This is a genomic window from Pantoea sp. K16 (genome assembly GCF_048452805.1).
In the GTDB taxonomy this organism is placed as follows: domain Bacteria; phylum Pseudomonadota; class Gammaproteobacteria; order Enterobacterales; family Enterobacteriaceae; genus Pantoea; species Pantoea agglomerans.
The window spans coordinates 1-18,092 of record NZ_JBLWNV010000005.1; the positions used below are offsets into that span (position 1 = coordinate 1).

At 55.5% G+C, this 18,092-nt stretch carries 15 protein-coding genes; 14 read left to right on the plus strand and 1 reads right to left on the minus strand.

The genetic code is table 11. The annotated features are described in order from the left end of the window. Positions 1-401: 401 nt before the first annotated feature. The gene (gene queG, locus ACK13D_RS07655; RefSeq protein ID WP_010256097.1) at positions 402-1,541 is read right to left on the minus strand and encodes a tRNA epoxyqueuosine(34) reductase QueG; all 1,140 of its coding nucleotides are present in this window, start codon (positions 1,539-1,541) and stop codon (positions 402-404) included. On the opposite strand from queG, the gene nnr reads away from it, so the two are divergent. From nnr to rlmB, 14 genes are all read left to right on the plus strand, one after another. After that, positions 1,540-3,060 (plus strand): bifunctional ADP-dependent NAD(P)H-hydrate dehydratase/NAD(P)H-hydrate epimerase, encoded by a 1,521-nt coding sequence (gene nnr / locus ACK13D_RS07660; protein WP_263056240.1) that lies wholly within the window; start codon positions 1,540-1,542, stop codon positions 3,058-3,060. The two genes, queG and nnr, sit on opposite strands and share 2 nt — an antisense overlap. Next, positions 3,057-3,533, plus strand: coding sequence for a tRNA (adenosine(37)-N6)-threonylcarbamoyltransferase complex ATPase subunit type 1 TsaE (gene tsaE / locus ACK13D_RS07665; protein ID WP_064690027.1), 477 nt, complete (start codon positions 3,057-3,059; stop codon positions 3,531-3,533). Before nnr ends, tsaE begins: the two co-directional genes overlap by 4 nt. Next, a complete protein-coding gene (gene amiB / locus ACK13D_RS07670; RefSeq protein WP_418796069.1) occupies positions 3,530-5,200 on the plus strand; it encodes an N-acetylmuramoyl-L-alanine amidase AmiB in 1,671 nt (556 codons plus the stop codon). The genes tsaE and amiB overlap by 4 nt, the downstream gene beginning before the upstream one ends. A gap of 46 nt (positions 5,201-5,246) precedes the next feature. Beyond that, on the plus strand, positions 5,247-7,112 hold the full coding sequence (gene mutL / locus ACK13D_RS07675; protein ID WP_089414878.1) for a DNA mismatch repair endonuclease MutL: 1,866 nt from the start codon (positions 5,247-5,249) through the stop codon (positions 7,110-7,112). After that, on the plus strand, positions 7,105-8,055 hold the full coding sequence (miaA, locus tag ACK13D_RS07680) for a tRNA (adenosine(37)-N6)-dimethylallyltransferase MiaA (RefSeq protein ID WP_010256112.1): 951 nt from the start codon (positions 7,105-7,107) through the stop codon (positions 8,053-8,055). Before mutL ends, miaA begins: the two co-directional genes overlap by 8 nt. A gap of 103 nt (positions 8,056-8,158) precedes the next feature. After that, positions 8,159-8,470, plus strand: a complete 312-nt coding sequence (gene hfq, locus ACK13D_RS07685) for an RNA chaperone Hfq (RefSeq protein ID WP_010256116.1) — start codon at positions 8,159-8,161, stop codon at positions 8,468-8,470. A 72-nt stretch (positions 8,471-8,542) separates the two neighbouring features. Continuing rightward, positions 8,543-9,823 carry a ribosome rescue GTPase HflX gene (gene hflX / locus ACK13D_RS07690; RefSeq protein ID WP_010256119.1) on the plus strand — a complete coding sequence of 427 codons (1,281 nt, stop codon included), beginning with the start codon at positions 8,543-8,545 and terminating at the stop codon, positions 9,821-9,823. A 227-nt stretch (positions 9,824-10,050) separates the two neighbouring features. Beyond that, positions 10,051-11,289: an FtsH protease activity modulator HflK gene (gene hflK, locus ACK13D_RS07695; RefSeq protein WP_022623936.1), complete on the plus strand. Its 1,239-nt coding sequence runs from the start codon at positions 10,051-10,053 to the stop codon at positions 11,287-11,289. A 3-nt stretch (positions 11,290-11,292) separates the two neighbouring features. Further along, the gene (gene hflC / locus ACK13D_RS07700) at positions 11,293-12,297 is read left to right on the plus strand and encodes a protease modulator HflC (RefSeq protein ID WP_010256123.1); all 1,005 of its coding nucleotides are present in this window, start codon (positions 11,293-11,295) and stop codon (positions 12,295-12,297) included. Between the two features lie 57 nt (positions 12,298-12,354). Then, complete coding sequence (locus tag ACK13D_RS07705) at positions 12,355-12,555, plus strand: DUF2065 domain-containing protein (RefSeq protein WP_010256126.1); 201 nt, start codon at positions 12,355-12,357, stop codon at positions 12,553-12,555. A 166-nt stretch (positions 12,556-12,721) separates the two neighbouring features. Next, positions 12,722-14,020, plus strand: coding sequence for an adenylosuccinate synthase (locus ACK13D_RS07710; protein WP_031592738.1), 1,299 nt, complete (start codon positions 12,722-12,724; stop codon positions 14,018-14,020). A gap of 218 nt (positions 14,021-14,238) precedes the next feature. Further along, positions 14,239-14,682 carry a nitric oxide-sensing transcriptional repressor NsrR gene (nsrR, locus tag ACK13D_RS07715; protein WP_010256130.1) on the plus strand — a complete coding sequence of 148 codons (444 nt, stop codon included), beginning with the start codon at positions 14,239-14,241 and terminating at the stop codon, positions 14,680-14,682. Positions 14,683-14,698: 16 nt separating this feature from the next. After that, positions 14,699-17,191, plus strand: coding sequence for a ribonuclease R (rnr, locus tag ACK13D_RS07720; RefSeq protein ID WP_061902002.1), 2,493 nt, complete (start codon positions 14,699-14,701; stop codon positions 17,189-17,191). 69 nt (positions 17,192-17,260) lie between these two features. Further along, on the plus strand, positions 17,261-17,995 hold the full coding sequence (gene rlmB / locus ACK13D_RS07725; RefSeq protein ID WP_010256134.1) for a 23S rRNA (guanosine(2251)-2'-O)-methyltransferase RlmB: 735 nt from the start codon (positions 17,261-17,263) through the stop codon (positions 17,993-17,995). The last annotated feature ends 97 nt before the right edge of the window (positions 17,996-18,092 follow it).

Consider the following 18,092-nt stretch of genomic DNA (forward strand, 5'->3'; position numbering starts at 1 on the left):
ACGACCTTGCCAAGGTCGGGGTCGCGAGTTCGAGTCTCGTTTCCCGCTCCAGATTTAACATCACCCTCATTTCAGTCCGTTAGCCGACTGTTTTACGTCGCGTGATTTTGATTGTTTCATGAAGGTTATCCACAGCACTGCACCCCATCATCTGCGCCTGTTACGGCGATCTGTAAATGGCTTTTGAACAGAGTTATCCACAACCTTGCAGGTTAACCGAAGCGATAGCCTCATTATTAAATAAACACAACTTTTATATAAGTTGTTGATATTTATCATTATGAAAATATTTCAATTTGTTATTTAACAGCAAAATCAGCGTTGTTGCAGTTGAATGACAACAGCTTTTTATTTTTATTCACAGCATGTGGAAAACGATAATTCGCGATCAAGCTGTTCAATCACGCATCACGCGGTAAACCCTTCTCTACTGCACGAACCAGGCGCTTCTGCTGGGCAGGTTGCACTTCAACCACGAGTTGCTCGCGTTTCTGCTGCTGCTGCGTGATTGCCCACAGAATATGTTCATCCAGCAGGTCACTTTCACCGAGTCGTTGTTCCAGTACCTGAACGATTTCGGGCGACCAGGGCGCGTTACCCAGCGCCACTGCAATATTACGTAGCCAGCGTAAATGACCAATGCGGCGAATCGCTGAGCCTTCAGTGATGCGTAAAAACTTCGCTTCATCCCATTGAAACAGATCGATCAGCTCAGGGGCGTGTAGCGCCGCTCGCGGTGAAAAATCGCTTTCGTCACTGAGTTGTCCATAGCGATTCCACGGACAGATCAGCTGGCAGTCATCACAGCCATATATCCGGTTGCCCATCAGCGGGCGAAACTCTTCCGGGATCGCGCCTTCCAGCTCAATGGTGAGATAGGAAATACAGCGCCTGGCATCCACGACGTAGGGCTCAACGATCGCGCTGGTAGGGCAGATGGTCATGCAGGCGACACAGCGGCCACACTGCTCCTGCTGCGGTGTATCTATCGGCAGCGGAATATCGATCAGCAGTTCGCCGAGGAAAAACCATGAGCCTGCTTCCCGATTCAGTATCAGCGAATGTTTGCCGGTCCAGCCGAGTCCCGCTTTGGCTGCCAGCGGCCGCTCAAGCAGCGGGGCCGAATCCACAAACGGGCGAAAATTAAGCTCGCCACAATGCTGCTGGATCATTTCTCCGAGCTTTTTCAGTCGATTGCGCAATACTTTGTGGTAATCACGACCTAATGCATAACGGCTGACATAGCCCAGTTGGGGATTTTTCAACGTGCTGGCAAAGGCGGCTTTGGCCGGAAGGTAGTTCATGCGAACGCTGATAACGCGCAGCGTGCCGGGCAGCAGTTCATGAGGACGCGCCCGCATCATGCCGTGTCGCGCCATCCACTCCATCTCGCCATGATACTGCTTATCCAGCCACGCCTGCAGGCGCGGCTCTTCCGCACTGAGATCGGTATCGGTGATGCCGACCTGCTGAAAGCCGAGATCCAATCCCCACTGTTTAATCTGTTGTGCGAATTGATGAAGATCGAGAGGGTATGACATGAGTAACCAGGATTCGAAGAAAAACAGCCGCAGTTTACCATATTCTGTCTGGCCTGCGCAGGCTGTGGCCCAGCTTGAGCAACAGGGGGCCGATGCGCTCGGCATTACGCTGTATGAGCTGATGCTGCGTGCCGGACAGGCCGCTTACGAGCATCTGACTGCGCACTGGCCAGAGGCCAGCCACTGGCTGATTCTGTGTGGTCACGGCAATAACGGTGGCGATGGTTATGTGCTGGCGCGACTGGGACAGGCGGCGGGCAAAACCGTTACGCTGCTGGCGTGCGAAAGTAAAAAAGCGTTGCCTGAAGAGGCGCAGCGTGCACGTGACGCGTGGCTGGATGCGGGCGGTGAAATTCATGCGGCCGATGCGGTCTGGCCAGAGCAGATCGATGTGATTGTGGATGCGCTGCTGGGAACCGGCAGTCATCGTGCGCCCGAAGAACCCTATGCCACGCTGATCCAGCAGGCGAACGCTCATGCGGCGCCGAAACTTGCCATTGATATGCCTTCCGGCTTATCAGCCCGCAATGGCACCGCGCCCGGTGAGGTAATTAATGCCAGCCATACGCTGAGTGTAGTCGCATTGAAACCGGGCCAGATTACTGGCAAAGCGCGAGATTACATTGGAGAGCTTTACTATGCGGATCTCGGCCTGGCCGCTTTTCTGGCGGGCGAAGTAGCTCCCATCGCGCGTTATGATGCCAGCGCATTAACCCGCTGGCTCAAGCCGCGCAAACCAACCTCGCACAAGGGCAGTCATGGCCGGCTGCTGGTAGTGGGGGGCGATGCCGGTACCGCTGGCGCGGTGCGGATGACGGCAGAAGCGGCGTTGCGCAGCGGTAGTGGGTTAGTGCGAGTACTTACTCACAAAGATAATATTATTCCGATCCTGACCGCCCGGCCCGAAATTATGGTCGATGAACTGACCGATGAGCGCCTGACGGAGGCGCTGGAGTGGGCCGATGTCATTGCGATAGGGCCCGGTCTGGGTCAGCGCGACTGGGGAAAGCGGGCGCTGAAGCAGGTCGCGAGTAGTGAAAAGCCGATGCTTTGGGACGCGGATGCACTTAACCTGCTGGCAATCAGTGCGGAGAAACGTCAGAATCGCATTATTACGCCGCATCCTGGAGAAGCGGCGCGTTTGCTGAATACCGAGACCAGTGAAATTGAGAGTGACCGCTTACATGCAGCGCAGACATTGGCGCAGCGTTATGGTGGTGTAGTGGTACTGAAAGGTGCCGGTACGCTGATTGCCAGCGAGCAAGGTGAAATGGCCTTTGCTGACGTGGGCAATGCCGGTATGGCCTCCGGCGGTATGGGCGATCTCCTGAGTGGAATCATCGCCTCGCTGGTGGGCCAGAAACTGACGCTGTTTGATGCGGCCTGCGCCGGCTGCGTTGCACATGGTGCCGCGGCCGATGCGGTCGCTGCGGAACGTGGTACGCGCGGTATGCTGGCAACTGATTTACTGGATCTGCTGTGGCAGTTTGTTAATCCTGAGATGAATAAAGAAGCATGAAGACCTGTGTTATCTCTTTGCCCGATGAGGCGGCTACGCTCAGTTTGGGCGCTCAGCTGGCGCGCGCCTGTGGCAGCGCGGCAGTGATTTATCTCTATGGCGATCTGGGGGCGGGTAAAACCACCTTCAGCCGCGGCTTTCTGCAGGCGCTGGGCCATCAGGGCAACGTCAAAAGCCCTACTTACACGCTGGTTGAGCCTTACACGCTGGACGACCGCACACTTTATCACTTCGACCTCTATCGTCTTGCCGATCCTGAAGAGCTTGAATTCATGGGCATCCGCGACTATTTCAGCGGCGATGCTATCTGCCTGGTTGAATGGCCGCAGCAGGGCGCCGGTTTTCTGCCGCCGCCCGATCTCATGCTAACGCTGCGTTACGTGGGCGAGGCGCGTGAAGCGGAACTGACGGCACAATCCTCGTCGGGCCAGCAATGGCTTGAACAATTTGGTCAGGGCAGGGATCAGGCATGATGTCACGGATGAAAATAGCGCTGGTGACACTGTTGCTGCTGGTCTGTACACCCCTGTTTGCCGCCACCCTGTCGGATATCAAAGTCGCTAATGGCGACAGCCTGGCAACCATCACCCTGAACTTTGCCGGACAGCCTGTCTATGGCTTCTTCCCGCTGCGCAATCCTGACCGTGTGGTGCTTGATGTGCGCCAGAGCGGCGTGGTTCAGGGGCTGCCGTTAAATTTCAGCGGCGAAAACATCGTAAAGCGAATTCGCACCAGCACCCCGAAAGATAAACAGAGCGTGCGGCTGGTGTTTGAGCTGACGCAGGCGGGTAAAACCCGGGCGGTCACCCAGCGCAATGGCAACAGCTACAGCGTGGTCTTCACCATTACCGGTAAGCCACCTGCTGTTACGCGCAGTGTGCCTGCGCCGGTAACGGCCCCGGCGCGCGTGCCCACCCAGAGTGCCGCAGCGGCTAACCCCTTTAATTCGAATCCGGTGACGTCCGTGACCAGCACAGCCAGCACCGTGAGTCCTGGCCGGGCCGTCAGCCAGAATGATACCGTGATTGTGGCGATTGATGCCGGACATGGCGGTCAGGATCCCGGCGCTATCGGGCAGCGCGGACTGAAAGAGAAGAACGTCACGATCGCAATTGCACGTAAACTGCGGGTGTTGCTGAATAACGATCCGATGTTCAAAGGCGTCCTGACGCGTGATGGCGACTATTTTATCTCGGTTATGGGCCGCTCCGACGTGGCGCGTAAAGCCAACGCCAACGTGCTGGTTTCAATTCATGCTGACGCCGCGCCGAGCCATGCGGCGACCGGTGCATCGGTCTGGGTATTATCAAACCGCCGGGCCAATAACGAGATGGCTAACTGGCTGGAGCAGAAAGAGAAACAGTCTGAGCTGCTGGGCGGCGCAGGTGACCTGCTGGCTAACAGTCAGGCCGACCCCTACCTCAGCCAGGCGGTACTTGACCTGCAATTCGGTCACTCGCAGCGTGTCGGTTATGACATCGCCCAGAAAGTGTTACAGCAGATGCGCAGCGTGACGTCGCTGCATAAACGTCTGCCTGAGCATGCCAGTCTTGGCGTGCTGCGTTCACCCGATATTCCTTCTTTGCTGGTGGAAACCGGCTTTATCAGTAATTCCTCGGAGGAGCGACTGCTTGGCAGTAGCGCACACCAGGATAAGATTGCGCAGTCGATCTATAAAGGTCTGCGCACTTATTTCCTGGCGCACCCGCTGCAATCCATCCCAAAGGAGGAAAACCGGCCGCTGGGCTCGTCGCCAGCGGTTAACGTCGCCAGCAACCCGGCGACCGGGGTGACGCAATATACCGGCGTAACTCAGCGCCATACGGTAACGCGCGGTGAGACACTTTCCGGGATTGCCGCGAAGTATGGCGTCAGCATGGCGACCCTGCGTGAGATGAACACCCTGAAGCGGGATGTGGTATGGGTCGGACAGCGGTTGAAAGTGCCGGCCAGTGCGGCCGCCAGCCGCACCACGCGCGCCACGCCACGCGGCGTTGTGCGTCATAAAGTGGTTGTGGGGGATTCACTGACCGGCATTGCCGCACATTATGGCGTCAGCCCGAAAGCGATAATGCAGACCAATAATCTGAAATCGACCAACGTCATGTTGGGGCAGAACCTGAAAATCCCTGCATCCTGATTGTTTGCCCGGCCGCTGCGCCGGGCGGCCAGCTAAAAGGAAAACCATGCCGATACAAATTTTACCGCCCCAACTGGCAAACCAGATTGCGGCGGGTGAAGTGGTTGAACGTCCTGCATCGGTTGTAAAAGAGCTGGTGGAGAACAGCCTGGATGCTGGTGCAACGCGCATTGACGTTGATATTGAAAAGGGGGGCGCAAAGCTTATCCGCATTCGTGACAACGGCTGCGGCATCGTGAAAAGCGAGCTGTCGATGGCGCTGGCCCGACACGCCACCAGTAAAATCGCCTCACTGGATGATCTGGAAGCGATCATGAGCCTGGGTTTTCGCGGTGAAGCGCTCGCCAGTATCAGTTCTGTCTCCCGCCTGACCTTAACCTCACGTACCGCCGATCAAACCGAAGCCTGGCAGGCCTATGCGGAAGGGCGTGATATGACGGTAACGGTTAAACCGGCTGCGCATCCGTGTGGGACCACGCTCGAAGTGCTGGATCTGTTTTATAACACCCCGGCGCGCCGCAAATTTATGCGCACAGAGAAAACCGAGTTCGGTCATATCGACGAAGTGATCCGTCGTATTGCACTGGCGCGTTTTGATGTCGCGCTTTCACTGAGCCACAACGGCAAAATGATGCGTCAGTATCGGGCGGTCAGCGAGGAGAGCCAGCGCGAACGGCGACTGGCAGCTATCTGCGGCACCACGTTTATTCAGCATGCGCTGCGAATTGACTGGCAGCATGATGATCTCTCGCTGCGCGGCTGGGTCGCCGATCCCGCCGGTTCGCGCCAGGTCACCGAGTTACAATATTGCTACGTCAATGGCCGGATGATGCGCGACAAGCTGATTAATCACGCTATTCGCCAGGCTTTCCAGACCCAGCTCCAGGATGACCAGCAGCCCGCTTACGTGCTCTATCTGGAGATCGATCCGCATCAGGTGGATGTCAACGTTCACCCGGCCAAGCATGAAGTGCGTTTTCATCAGTCACGCCTGGTGCATGATTTTATTTATCAGGGCGTGGTCAGCGCGTTACAGGCGATAGCGTCACCCATTTTGCCTGCGCTGCAGGCAGAAGAAGCCGCACCGCGCTGGCAGCCGGAAAACCGTCAGGCGGCGGGGGGGAATCATTTTGCGCAGCCTTCAGCGCCCGCCAGCGAGAATCAATCTTCAGCCTCCACGCGGCAAACACCGCCCGCAGCGGCGCCGGCCTGGCAAAACAAAGAGAACGTGTATCGTCAGCGTGAAGGCGCGGTTTATCAGCAGTTGCTGAAAACGCCTGTCAGTGCCACGCCGCCGCCAAAAACCCGTGAACCGGCACCGCGTCCGGCCGAAAAACCCTCGCCGCTGGCCGCGCATGCCCAGAGTTTTGGTCGGGTACTGACCGTGTTGCAAAACCACTATGCGCTGCTGGAGCAGGATCAGAAGTTAATGCTGATGGCGCTGCCGGTCGCGGCGCGCTGGCTGAAACAGGCGCAGCTTGAACCGGGTGAGGAAGGGCTTAAACCGCAACCCCTGCTGATTCCGGTGCGGCTCAAAATCGCCCTGGATGAACGGCAGGCCGCAAAAGAAAAGAGCAGCCTGCTCAATCAGATGGGTATTGATCTTCAGCCCGAAGGTGACCACGTGACCTTACGCGCGGTGCCTTTACCGTTACGAACACAAAATTTACAAATCTTGATTCCTGAGCTGTTAGGCTATCTCGCCCGGCAGCAGGAGATCTCTGCGACGCAACTGGCCCAGTGGCTGGCGCGGCGTCAGGATACAGAGTCCTCCGACTGGAATCACTCACAGGCGATCAACCTGCTGGCAGAGCTTGAACGGCTTTGCCCACAGCTGCTGAAATCGCCGCCTTCAGGCTTATTACAGCCCATAGAGATTGAGAGCGCGATCAACGCGTTGAAGCATGAGTGAATTAAACCAGGCTGGCCGGCCAAAGGCTATTTTTTTGATGGGACCCACGGCTTCTGGCAAGACTGCTTTAGCAATTGAATTGCGTAAGCGGTTACCAGTGGAACTAATCAGCGTAGACTCTGCCTTAATCTATCGTCAGATGGATATTGGTACGGCGAAACCGTCGGCTGAGGAGTTAGCAGTGGCACCCCATCGTCTGCTCGACATTCGCGATCCCGCTGAAGCCTATTCGGCAGCGGAGTTCCGGCGGGATGCTTTAGCAGAAATGGCGGATATCGTTGAAGCCGGACGAATACCGTTGCTTGTTGGTGGAACCATGCTCTACTTCAAGGCGTTACTTGAAGGATTGTCGCCGTTGCCCTCGGCCGATCCCGACGTTCGTCAGCGGATAGAGCAAACGGCGCGTGAAAAAGGCTGGGAAGCTTTACACCGCCAGCTGTGTGAAATCGACCCGGTTGCCGGCAGTCGTATTCATCCGAATGATCCGCAGAGACTTTCGCGAGCACTGGAAGTTTTTTTTATTTCGGGTAAAACTTTAACGGAACTGACAAAAACATCCGGTGAAGCGTTACCCTACGACGTGCAACAGTTTGCCATCGCCCCCGCGAGCCGTGAATTGCTGCACCAGCGCATCGCGTTGCGTTTTGAGCAGATGTTGGCGTCAGGATTTGAAGCGGAGTCTCGGGCCCTTTTTGCACGAGGTGATTTGCATACGGACATGCCTTCCATTCGTTGTGTTGGCTATCGTCAGATGTGGTCTTATTTATCGGGCGAAATCGATTACAGCGAGATGGTTTATCGGGGAATTTGCGCAACCCGGCAGCTTGCTAAGCGACAGATGACCTGGTTACGCGGTTGGGAAAATGTTCACTGGCTTGACAGTGACGAGCCCCGGCTGGCGCGTGATACAGTGTTACAGGTTCTTAGTGCGAAGCATGGGTGATTGTGTACAATTGATGGGTTATCGTGCGCAAATTTTTACGCAGTTTTTTCAGAACCATAGGTTCTACTTGCAACAAACAACAAGCATATAAGGAAAAGATAGAATGGCTAAGGGGCAATCATTACAAGACCCGTTTTTGAACGCACTGCGTCGTGAACGTGTTCCGGTTTCGATTTATCTGGTTAACGGTATTAAGTTGCAGGGTCAGATTGAGTCATTTGATCAGTTCGTCATTTTGTTGAAAAACACGGTGAGTCAGATGGTGTATAAGCACGCCATTTCTACCGTTGTTCCTTCACGCCCGGTTTCTCACCATAGCAATAATACCGGTGGCGGCAGCAACAATTACCATCATGGCGGCAGCAACACAACTGCGCAGCCACAGCCACAACAAGACGGTGATAACGCAGAATAACGCGTCACCGTACAGCCAGGAACGGAGAACAGCGGTTTTCCGTCCTGGTCTTTTATTTAGCGAGGTTATAGCTTGTTTGACCGTTATGAAGCCGGTGAGCAGGCCGTACTGGTACACATCTGGTTCTCCCAAGACAAAGAAGTAGAAGATTTGCAGGAGTTTGAAACCCTGGTCTCTTCTGCTGGCGTTGAGGCGCTGCAAGTGGTTACTGGCAGCCGCAAAGCGCCACACCCCAAGTATTTTGTCGGTGAAGGAAAGGCCGTTGAAATTGCCGATGCGGTAAAAACAACAGGAGCATCGGTCGTATTATTCGATCATGCCCTTACGCCCGCTCAGGAAAGAAACCTCGAGCGCCTGTGCGAATGCCGGGTCATTGATCGCACCGGTTTAATTCTGGATATCTTTGCCCAACGCGCACGTACCCACGAAGGTAAATTGCAGGTTGAGCTGGCACAGCTGCGCCATCTTGCGACACGTCTGGTGCGCGGCTGGACCCACCTTGAACGCCAGAAAGGCGGGATTGGTTTACGTGGCCCGGGTGAAACGCAGTTAGAAACGGACCGCCGACTGCTGCGCGGCCGTATCAGTCAGATTTTGTCTCGTCTTGAGCGAGTTGAAAAACAGCGTGAGCAGGGACGTCAGTCACGCGCCAAAGCGGATGTGCCAACGGTTTCGCTGGTGGGTTACACCAACGCCGGCAAGTCGACCCTCTTTAACGCCATGACCTCCGCCAACGTCTTTGCCGCAGACCAGCTGTTTGCGACGCTCGACCCCACACTGCGTCGTCTGAATGTTGCTGATGTCGGGGACGTGGTACTGGCGGACACGGTAGGCTTTATTCGCCATCTTCCTCACGATTTGGTTGCCGCTTTTAAAGCCACGCTGCAGGAGACTCGTCAGGCGACGCTGTTAATGCACGTGATTGATGGGGCTGACCTTCGCGTCACGGAAAATATCGCCGCCGTCGATGCCGTACTGGAAGAGATTGAAGCGGACGAAATCCCGACGTTACTGGTGATGAATAAAATCGATATGCTCGACGGATTCGAACCACGTATTGATCGTAACGAAGAGAACCTGCCAATCCGCGTCTGGCTTTCCGCCCAGACAGGCGCAGGCATTCCGTTGCTATGGCAGGCGCTGTCTGAGCGTCTGGCGGGTGAAATAGCCCAGCACGCATTACGTCTGCCACCGGAAGCGGGGCGACTTCGCAGCCGTTTCTATCAGCTGCAGGCGATTGAGAAAGAGTGGAATGAAGAAGACGGCAGTGTAGGATTGCAGATTCGTATGCCCATTATTGAGTGGATGCGTTTATGTAAGCAGGAACCGTCGCTGACCAGTTACATTGTTTGATGTTGCCCAAACGCATTTACCTTAAAAATTGAAGATTGTCGCACTTTCTTTGCAGACCCGAATACGCTGGCGTTACCCGAGTATTTTGGATTTCAGCAAGGCGGCAACTGAGTGAAACCCCGGGAGCTTACGCAGGTAAGTGACCGGGGTGAGCGAAGGCAGCCAACACCGCTGCAATCCGAAAGCTGAAGGGTAAAAATCGTAATTACAATAAATGGAGTAGAAACATGGCGTGGAATCAGCCCGGAAATAACGGACAGGACCGCGACCCGTGGGGAAGCAGCAATAATCAAGGCGGCAACTCTGGGGGGAATAAGGGAGGACGGGAATCCGGGCCTCCTGATCTGGATGATATCTTCCGTAAGCTGAGCAAGAAGCTTGGTGGACTGGGCGGTGGCAAACAGAACGACAACGGTCAGCGCGGCTCCGGCAGCGGTGGCAAAATTGTTGGTATCGTGGCTGTTGCTGCTGTAGTCATCTGGGCTGCAAGCGGTTTCTACACCATCAAAGAAGCGGAACGTGGCGTGGTGACGCGCTTCGGTAAATTCAGCCATCTGGTCGAACCCGGCCTGAACTGGAAGCCGACATTCGTTGATCAGGTGCGTGCGGTTAACGTTGAATCGGTGCGCGAACTGGCTGCTTCTGGCGTCATGCTGACTTCGGATGAGAACGTGGTGCGCGTGGAAATGAACGTGCAGTACCGCGTGACCGATCCGGAACGTTATCTTTATGCTGTGACCAGCGCGGACGACAGCCTGCGTCAGGCTACCGACAGCGCACTGCGCGGCGTGATTGGTCGCTCTACCATGGACCGCATCCTGACCGAAGGTCGTACCGTGGTGCGTAGCGATACCCAGCGTGAAATCGACGAGACAATTCGCCCTTATAACATGGGGATCGCGGTGCTGGACGTCAACTTCCAGGCTGCACGTCCGCCGGAAGAGGTGAAGTCTGCATTTGATGACGCGATTGCCGCACGCGAAAACCGCGAGCAGTACGTTCGTGAAGCCGAAGCTTACGCCAACGAAGTTCAGCCTCGTGCTAACGGCCAGGCGCAACGTATTCTGGAAGAGGCACGCGCTTACAAAGAGCGTACCGTGCTGGAAGCGCAGGGTGAGGTGGCGCGTTTCGCCAAGATTCTGCCTGAGTATAAAGCTGCACCCGAAATCACCAAAGAGCGTCTCTATATCGAGACCATGGAGCGTGTGCTGAGCCATACCCGCAAAGTACTGGTTAACGATCGGGGTAATAACCTGATGGTGCTGCCGCTGGATCAACTGATGCGTGGCGGTCAGACTTCATCGGGCCAGAATGGTCAGAAAGGCGCGAATGGTTCTTCGCTGCCTGCGCGCTCCGATAGCAGTGCCAGCCGCAATGACACGTCGTCATACAGTCCGGACAATATCATGGATCAGCGTCGGGCGAATGCTCAGCGCAGCGACAGCCAGCGCGAAGGGAGAGAGTAATCGATGCGTAAGCCAATAGTATTTTTAATCATTGTCGTGCTGGTGGCGCTCTATGCGTCCCTGTTTGTGGTGCAGGAAGGGCAGCGAGGCATTGTTCTGCGCTTCGGTAAAGTCCTGCGCGACGGCGAAAACAAGCCGCAGGTGTTTGAGCCGGGTCTGCATTTCAAGATTCCATTCCTGGAAACGGTTAAAACGCTGGATGCGCGTATCCAGACCATGGATAACCAGGCCGATCGCTTCGTCACCAAAGAGAAGAAAGATCTGATCGTAGACTCCTACATCAAGTGGCGTATCAGCGACTTCAGTCGCTACTACCTGGCCACTGGTGGCGGTGATGTCTCTCAGGCGGAAGTGCTGCTGAAACGTAAGTTCAGTGACCGCTTGCGTTCTGAGATGGGTCGTCTGGATGTGAAAGATATCGTAACGGACTCCCGTGGTCGTCTGACTACCGATGTGCGTGACGCGCTGAATACCGGCTCTGCAGGCAACGATGATGAAATCGCAACCCCTGCGGCTGATGACGCGATTGCCAGTGCAGCGGCCCGTGTCGAGCGTGAAACCAACAGCAGCGAGCCAGCACCGAACCCGAACAGTATGGCGGCGTTAGGTATTCAGGTGGTGGATGTTCGCATTAAGCAGATCAACCTGCCGACCGAAGTGTCTGATGCGATCTTCAACCGTATGCGTGCTGAGCGTGAAGCGGTAGCGCGTAGCCAGCGTTCACAGGGTCAGGAAGAGGCGGAAAAACTGCGCGCCCAGGCCGATTACCAGGTCACCCGTACTCTGGCTGAAGCCCAGCGTGAAGCGCTGATTACACGCGGTGACGGTGATGCGGAAACGGCGCGGTTGTTTGCCGATTCGTTTAGCAAAGATCCTGACTTCTACGCCTTTATTCGTAGCCTGCGTGCCTATGAAAACAGCTTCAATAGCGATCAGGATGTGATGGTGTTAAGCCCGGATAGCGACTTCTTCCGATATATGAAGGCGCCCTCTAACGCGACACGCTAAGAACTGATATAACCTGTGGGCCGACAATGTTGTCGGCCCTTTTTTTTGGGTATCAGAATGAAAACAAGCATCTGGATGGCGCTGGCGCTGGTGTTAGTGCTGGAAGGGTTGGGACCGATGTTTATGCCGCGCGCCTGGCGACGCATGATCCTGACGATGACGCGGTTGCCCGATCGTCTGCTACACCGCTTTGGTGGAGGACTGGTCGTTGCTGGCATGGTGATTTACTGCATGCTCAGCCTGCACGGCAACCTCTGAGGCTGACGTTCAGACCGGCTAAATTGTGCCTTTCAACGCTATTATCCCCAACATATTGTAGTGATCAAAACTCAGGCAAAAAAGCGCGCAATCGTATGCTAAAAGTGCTGAAAACCACGGGATCAGATGGTAGAATCCTTTTTTAAGCAATCGGTGATTTTGAGAAATGGGTAAGAACGTCGTCGTACTGGGCACCCAATGGGGTGACGAAGGTAAAGGTAAGATTGTAGACCTTCTGACTGAGCGCGCGAATTACGTTGTGCGTTATCAAGGCGGCCACAATGCGGGCCACACGCTTGTCATCAACGGTGAAAAAACCGTCCTCCACCTGATCCCTTCTGGCATTCTGCGCGATAACGTCACCAGCATCATTGGTAACGGCGTAGTGCTCTCTCCTGAAGCCTTAATGAAAGAGATGAAAGGCCTGGAAGCGCGCGGGATTCCGGTACGCGAACGTCTGCTGATTTCCGAAGCCTGTCCGCTGATCCTGCAATATCATGTTGCGATGGATATGGCGCGTGAACGTGCTCGTGGCGCCAAAGCGATTGGTACCACGGGTCGTGGCATCGGACCGGCTTACGAAGATAAAGTCGCTCGCCGTGCACTGCGCGTCAGCGACCTGTTTAACAAAGAAACCTTTGCAGCCAAGCTGAAAGAAGTGGTCGATTTCTACAACTTCCAGCTGGTGGAGTACTACAAAGAGCCGGCAGTCGACTTCGATAAAGTGCTGAGTGATGTGATGGAAGTCGCTGACATCCTGACTGGCATGGTAGTTGACGTCTCTGAACTGCTGGACGTCGCGCGTAAGCGTGGCGATCTGATTATGTTTGAAGGGGCGCAGGGTACGCTGCTGGATATCGATCACGGTACCTATCCGTACGTGACCTCATCCAACACCACCGCAGGTGGCGTAGCGACCGGTTCAGGCATTGGCCCGCGTTATGTCGACTACGTGCTGGGTATTGTGAAAGCTTACTCAACCCGCGTTGGCGCAGGCCCGTTCCCGACCGAGCTGTTCGATGAAACCGGCGAATTCCTCTGTGCGCAGGGTAATGAGTTTGGTGCGACCACCGGTCGTCGTCGTCGTACCGGCTGGCTGGATGCGGTAGCGGTTCGCCGCGCGGTCCAGATCAACTCCCTGTCAGGTTTCTGCATGACCAAGCTGGACGTGCTGGATGGCCTGAAAGAGGTGAAGATCTGTGTGGCTTATCGTATGCCTGATGGCCGCGAAGTGACTACCACGCCACTGGCGGCAGAGAACTGGGAAGGCATTGAGCCGATCTACGAAACCCTGCCAGGCTGGAGCGAGACAACGTTTGGCGTCAAGACGCTGGAAGGTTTGCCTCAGGCTGCGCGTGACTACATCAAGCGTGTGGAAGAGGTAACGGGTGTGCCGATTGATATCATCTCAACCGGCCCTGATCGTAGTGAAACAATGATTCTGCGCGACCCGTTCGACGCGTAATCATTCAGGCCGGACGCTGTCCGGCCCTTGTTTTTCCATTCTTTGATGCCACTTAACCTCCCTTCGCTTGTCAAACCTTCTGCTGGCTTAAAAAAGCGCACGGCCAGACAGACTCTGGTTTATCATCGTAGCTAATCGAATGGCGATCCGATTTAATCCTGGCATCAATCACAGGGCGAATAAGGTCATGCCGCGCCTGAAGGTTCACTGAGGTTACTGTGCAGCTCACGAGTTTTACTGATTATGGCTTACGGGCACTGATTTATCTGGCATCGTTGCCGGAAGGTCAGCAGACCAATATTACGGAAGTGACGAACACTTATGGTTTGTCCCGTAATCATATGGTCAAAATTATCAATCAGCTGAGCCGGGCGGGCTATGTCGCCGCAACGCGTGGTAAAAACGGGGGCATTCGTCTGGGTATGCCAGCTCGTCAGATTGTCATTGGCGATGTGGTACGTAAGATGGAACCACTACAATTAGTGGATTGCGCGTCCTGTTCCATCACGCCAGCCTGTCGTCTGAAGCAGGCGTTACATGATGCGGTGCAGCGATTTTTGCAGGAGCTGGATAGCTATACGTTGGCAGATCTGGTCGAAGGAAATACACCACTTTATGAGATCATCTTGTCCAGATCGCCGGTGGAAATAAATATTAAATGACATCGGAGGAACCGCTATGTCAAAAGATCCTTTTCAGGATAGAGAAGCTGAAAAATACGAAAACCCTATTCCGAGCCGTGAATTTATTCTGGCTCTGTTAGAAAAACGTGAAAAACCGGCCAGCCGCGAAGAGCTGGCTGAAGAGATGAATCTGCAGGAAGAAGAACACCTTGAGGCGCTGCGTCGCCGCCTTCGCGCCATGGAGCGTGATGGTCAGCTGGTGTTCACCCGCCGTCAGTGTTATGCCCTGCCAGAACGTCTTGATCTCCTGCGCGGTAAAGTCATTGGCCACCGCGATGGCTACGGCTTCCTGCGGGCAGAAGGTCAGAAAGATGACCTCTACCTTTCCGCAGAACAGATGAAATTCTGTATGCACGGTGACGTGATCCTGGCGCAGCCGCTGGGTGCCGATCGCAAAGGCCGCCGCGAAGCGCGCGTGGTCCGGGTGCAGGAACCCCGCAACAATCAGATCGTTGGCCGTTACTTTACCGATGCCGGTGCTGGCTTCGTGGTACCGGACGACAGTCGCCTGAGTTTTGACATCCTCATCCCACCTGAAGAGACGATGAATGCCCGTATGGGTTCCGTGGTGGTGGTTGAGCTGGTCCAGCGTCCGAACCGTCGCAGCAAAGCGATCGGTAAAATCGCCGAGATTCTGGGCGATGATATGGGCACCAGCCTGGCCGTGGATATGGCGCTGCGTACGCATGAAATCCCGCACACCTGGCCGCCGGAAGTGGAAGCTCAGGTGAGCAAACTGAAAGAAGAAGTCCCGGAAGAGGCCAAAAAAGGCCGCGTCGATCTGCGTAAGCTGCCGCTGGTCACCATCGATGGTGAAGATGCCCGTGACTTTGATGATGCTGTTTACTGTGAGAAGAAGCGCGGTGGCGGATGGCGTCTGTGGGTAGCTATCGCGGATGTCAGCTATTACGTCCGTCCGGGCACCCCACTGGATGACGAAGCGCATCAGCGCGGAACCTCGGTCTACTTCCCGTCGCAGGTTGTGCCGATGCTGCCGGAAGTGCTGTCGAATGGCTTATGTTCGCTTAACCCGCAGGTCGATCGCCTCTGTATGGTGTGCGAGATGACCATCTCGACCAAAGGTAAACTGACCGGCTTCAAGCACTACGAAGCGGTGATGAACTCCCATGCGCGTCTGACCTACAACAAAGTCTGGAACATTCTGCAGGGCGACAAAGAGCTGCGCCAGCAGTATGCGCCACTGGTTAAAGACCTTGAAGAGCTGAACAACCTCTATCATGCGCTGGAAGCCGCTCGTGAAGAGCGCGGCGGTATCTCGTTTGAAACGGAAGAGGCGAAGTTTATCTTCAACGCCGAGCGCCGTATTGAGCGTGTTGAGCGCGTGTCACGTAATGACGCCCATAAGTTGATCGAAGAGTGCATGATCCTGGCGAACATCGCCTCGGCACGCTTCGTTGAGAAAAATCAGGAACCGGCGCTGTTCCGCGATCACGATCGCCCGACCGACGAAAGCATCAAGAGCTTCCGTACCGTGCTCAACGAGCTGGGACTGAGTCTGCCTGGTGGTAATAAACCACAGCCAATCGACTATGCGGCGCTGCTGAAGCAGGTTGCCGATCGTCCTGATGCGGAAATGCTGCAAACCATGCTGCTGCGTTCAATGAAGCAGGCCGTTTACGATCCGGAAAACCGCGGTCACTTTGGTCTGGCGCTCTCGTCGTATGCGCACTTTACCTCGCCAATCCGTCGTTATCCGGATCTGACGCTGCATCGCGCCATCAAATATCTGCTGGCAAAAGAGCAGGACGAAGGTAAAGGCCTGGTACAGCGCGCCATTAAATACCTGATGCCGAGAGATCGCAGCGTCGCCAAAGATATGACGACAGCAACCGGCGGCTATCACTACGACATGCCGCAGATGCTGCAACTGGGCCTGCACTGTTCCCTGACCGAACGCCGCGCCGATGAAGCGACCCGTGACGTCGCGGACTGGCTCAAGTGTGACTTCATGCAGGATCAGGTTGGCAACGTCTTCAACGGCGTCATTTCCAGCGTGACCGGATTTGGCTTCTTTGTACGCTTAAGCGATCTGTTCATTGATGGTCTGGTCCACGTTTCGACGCTCGACAACGATTACTACCGTTTTGACCCGGTAGGTCAGCGTCTGATCGGTGAATCGGGCGGTCGCACCTATCGTCTGGGTGACACGGTTGAAGTGCGTGTTGAAGCCGTCCATATGGATGAGCGTAAAATCGACTTTGCCCTGATCTCCAGCCAGCGTCAGGTACGTGGTGAAGGCAAAACCGCACGCGACCGGGCGAAGCGTGACGACAAAGCGCCAGCGAAACGCCGTCGTGATGCGAGCAAGAAGTCCAACTTCGAGCCGGACGCCGCTTTCCGGGGCGACAAGAGTAAGCCCGCCGCTGCAAATACCGAGAATAAAAGTAAAAACGTCTCGGAAAAAACCCGTAAAATCGCCGCCGCCACCCGGGCGAAGCGCGCCAGAAAAAAGGCGCAGCCTGACTGATGCGCGCACCCGCCCTTTCTCACTGAGAAAGGGCGGTCATTCATTCATTTCCAAACACTGAGCAGATCGATGAGCGAAATTATTTTTGGTATCCATGCCGTGCAGGCGCTGCTGGAACGTGATCCACAACGTTTCCAGGAAGTCTTTATCCTCAAAGGCCGCGACGATCGTCGCCTGCAACCCGTGGTCGCCGCGCTGGAAGCTCAGGGGGTCGTGATTCAGCTGGCCGAGCGCAAGTGGCTCGACAGCCAGGTTGAAGGCGGTGTGCATCAGGGTATTGTGGCGCGGGTAAAACCGGGTCGTCAGTATCAGGAAGGCGACCTGCCGGATCTGCTGCAGAGCCTGGAGAAACCCTTCCTGCTGGTGCTGGACGGGGTCACCGATCCGCACAATCTGGGTGCCTGCCTGCGCAGTGCCGATGCGGCCGGTGTGCACGCGATTATCGTGCCGAAAGATCGCTCTGCGCCCCTGAATGCAACGGCCAAAAAAGTGGCCAGCGGCGCGGCAGAAAATGTGCCGTTGATCCGCGTCACCAACCTGGCACGTACCCTGCGTCTGCTGCAGGAGTACAACATCTGGGTTGTCGGTACCGCAGGTGAAGCTGACCATACCGTCTTCCAGAGCAAAATGACCGGTCCGATGGCGCTGGTGATGGGCGCGGAAGGGGAAGGCATGCGTCGTCTGACCCGTGAGCATTGCGATGAGCTGATCAGCATTCCGATGGCCGGCAGCGTCTCTTCGCTGAATGTCTCGGTTGCTACGGGTGTATGCCTGTTTGAAGCGGTGCGTCAGCGCAACGCCTGATCCCCGATGTGATCCTCGCCACAAATTAGTTTCTGTACCAGGCATAACTGCGCGTCATTCGTATATACCCAAAGGATTTCGGGTTGCATTGAGGCGG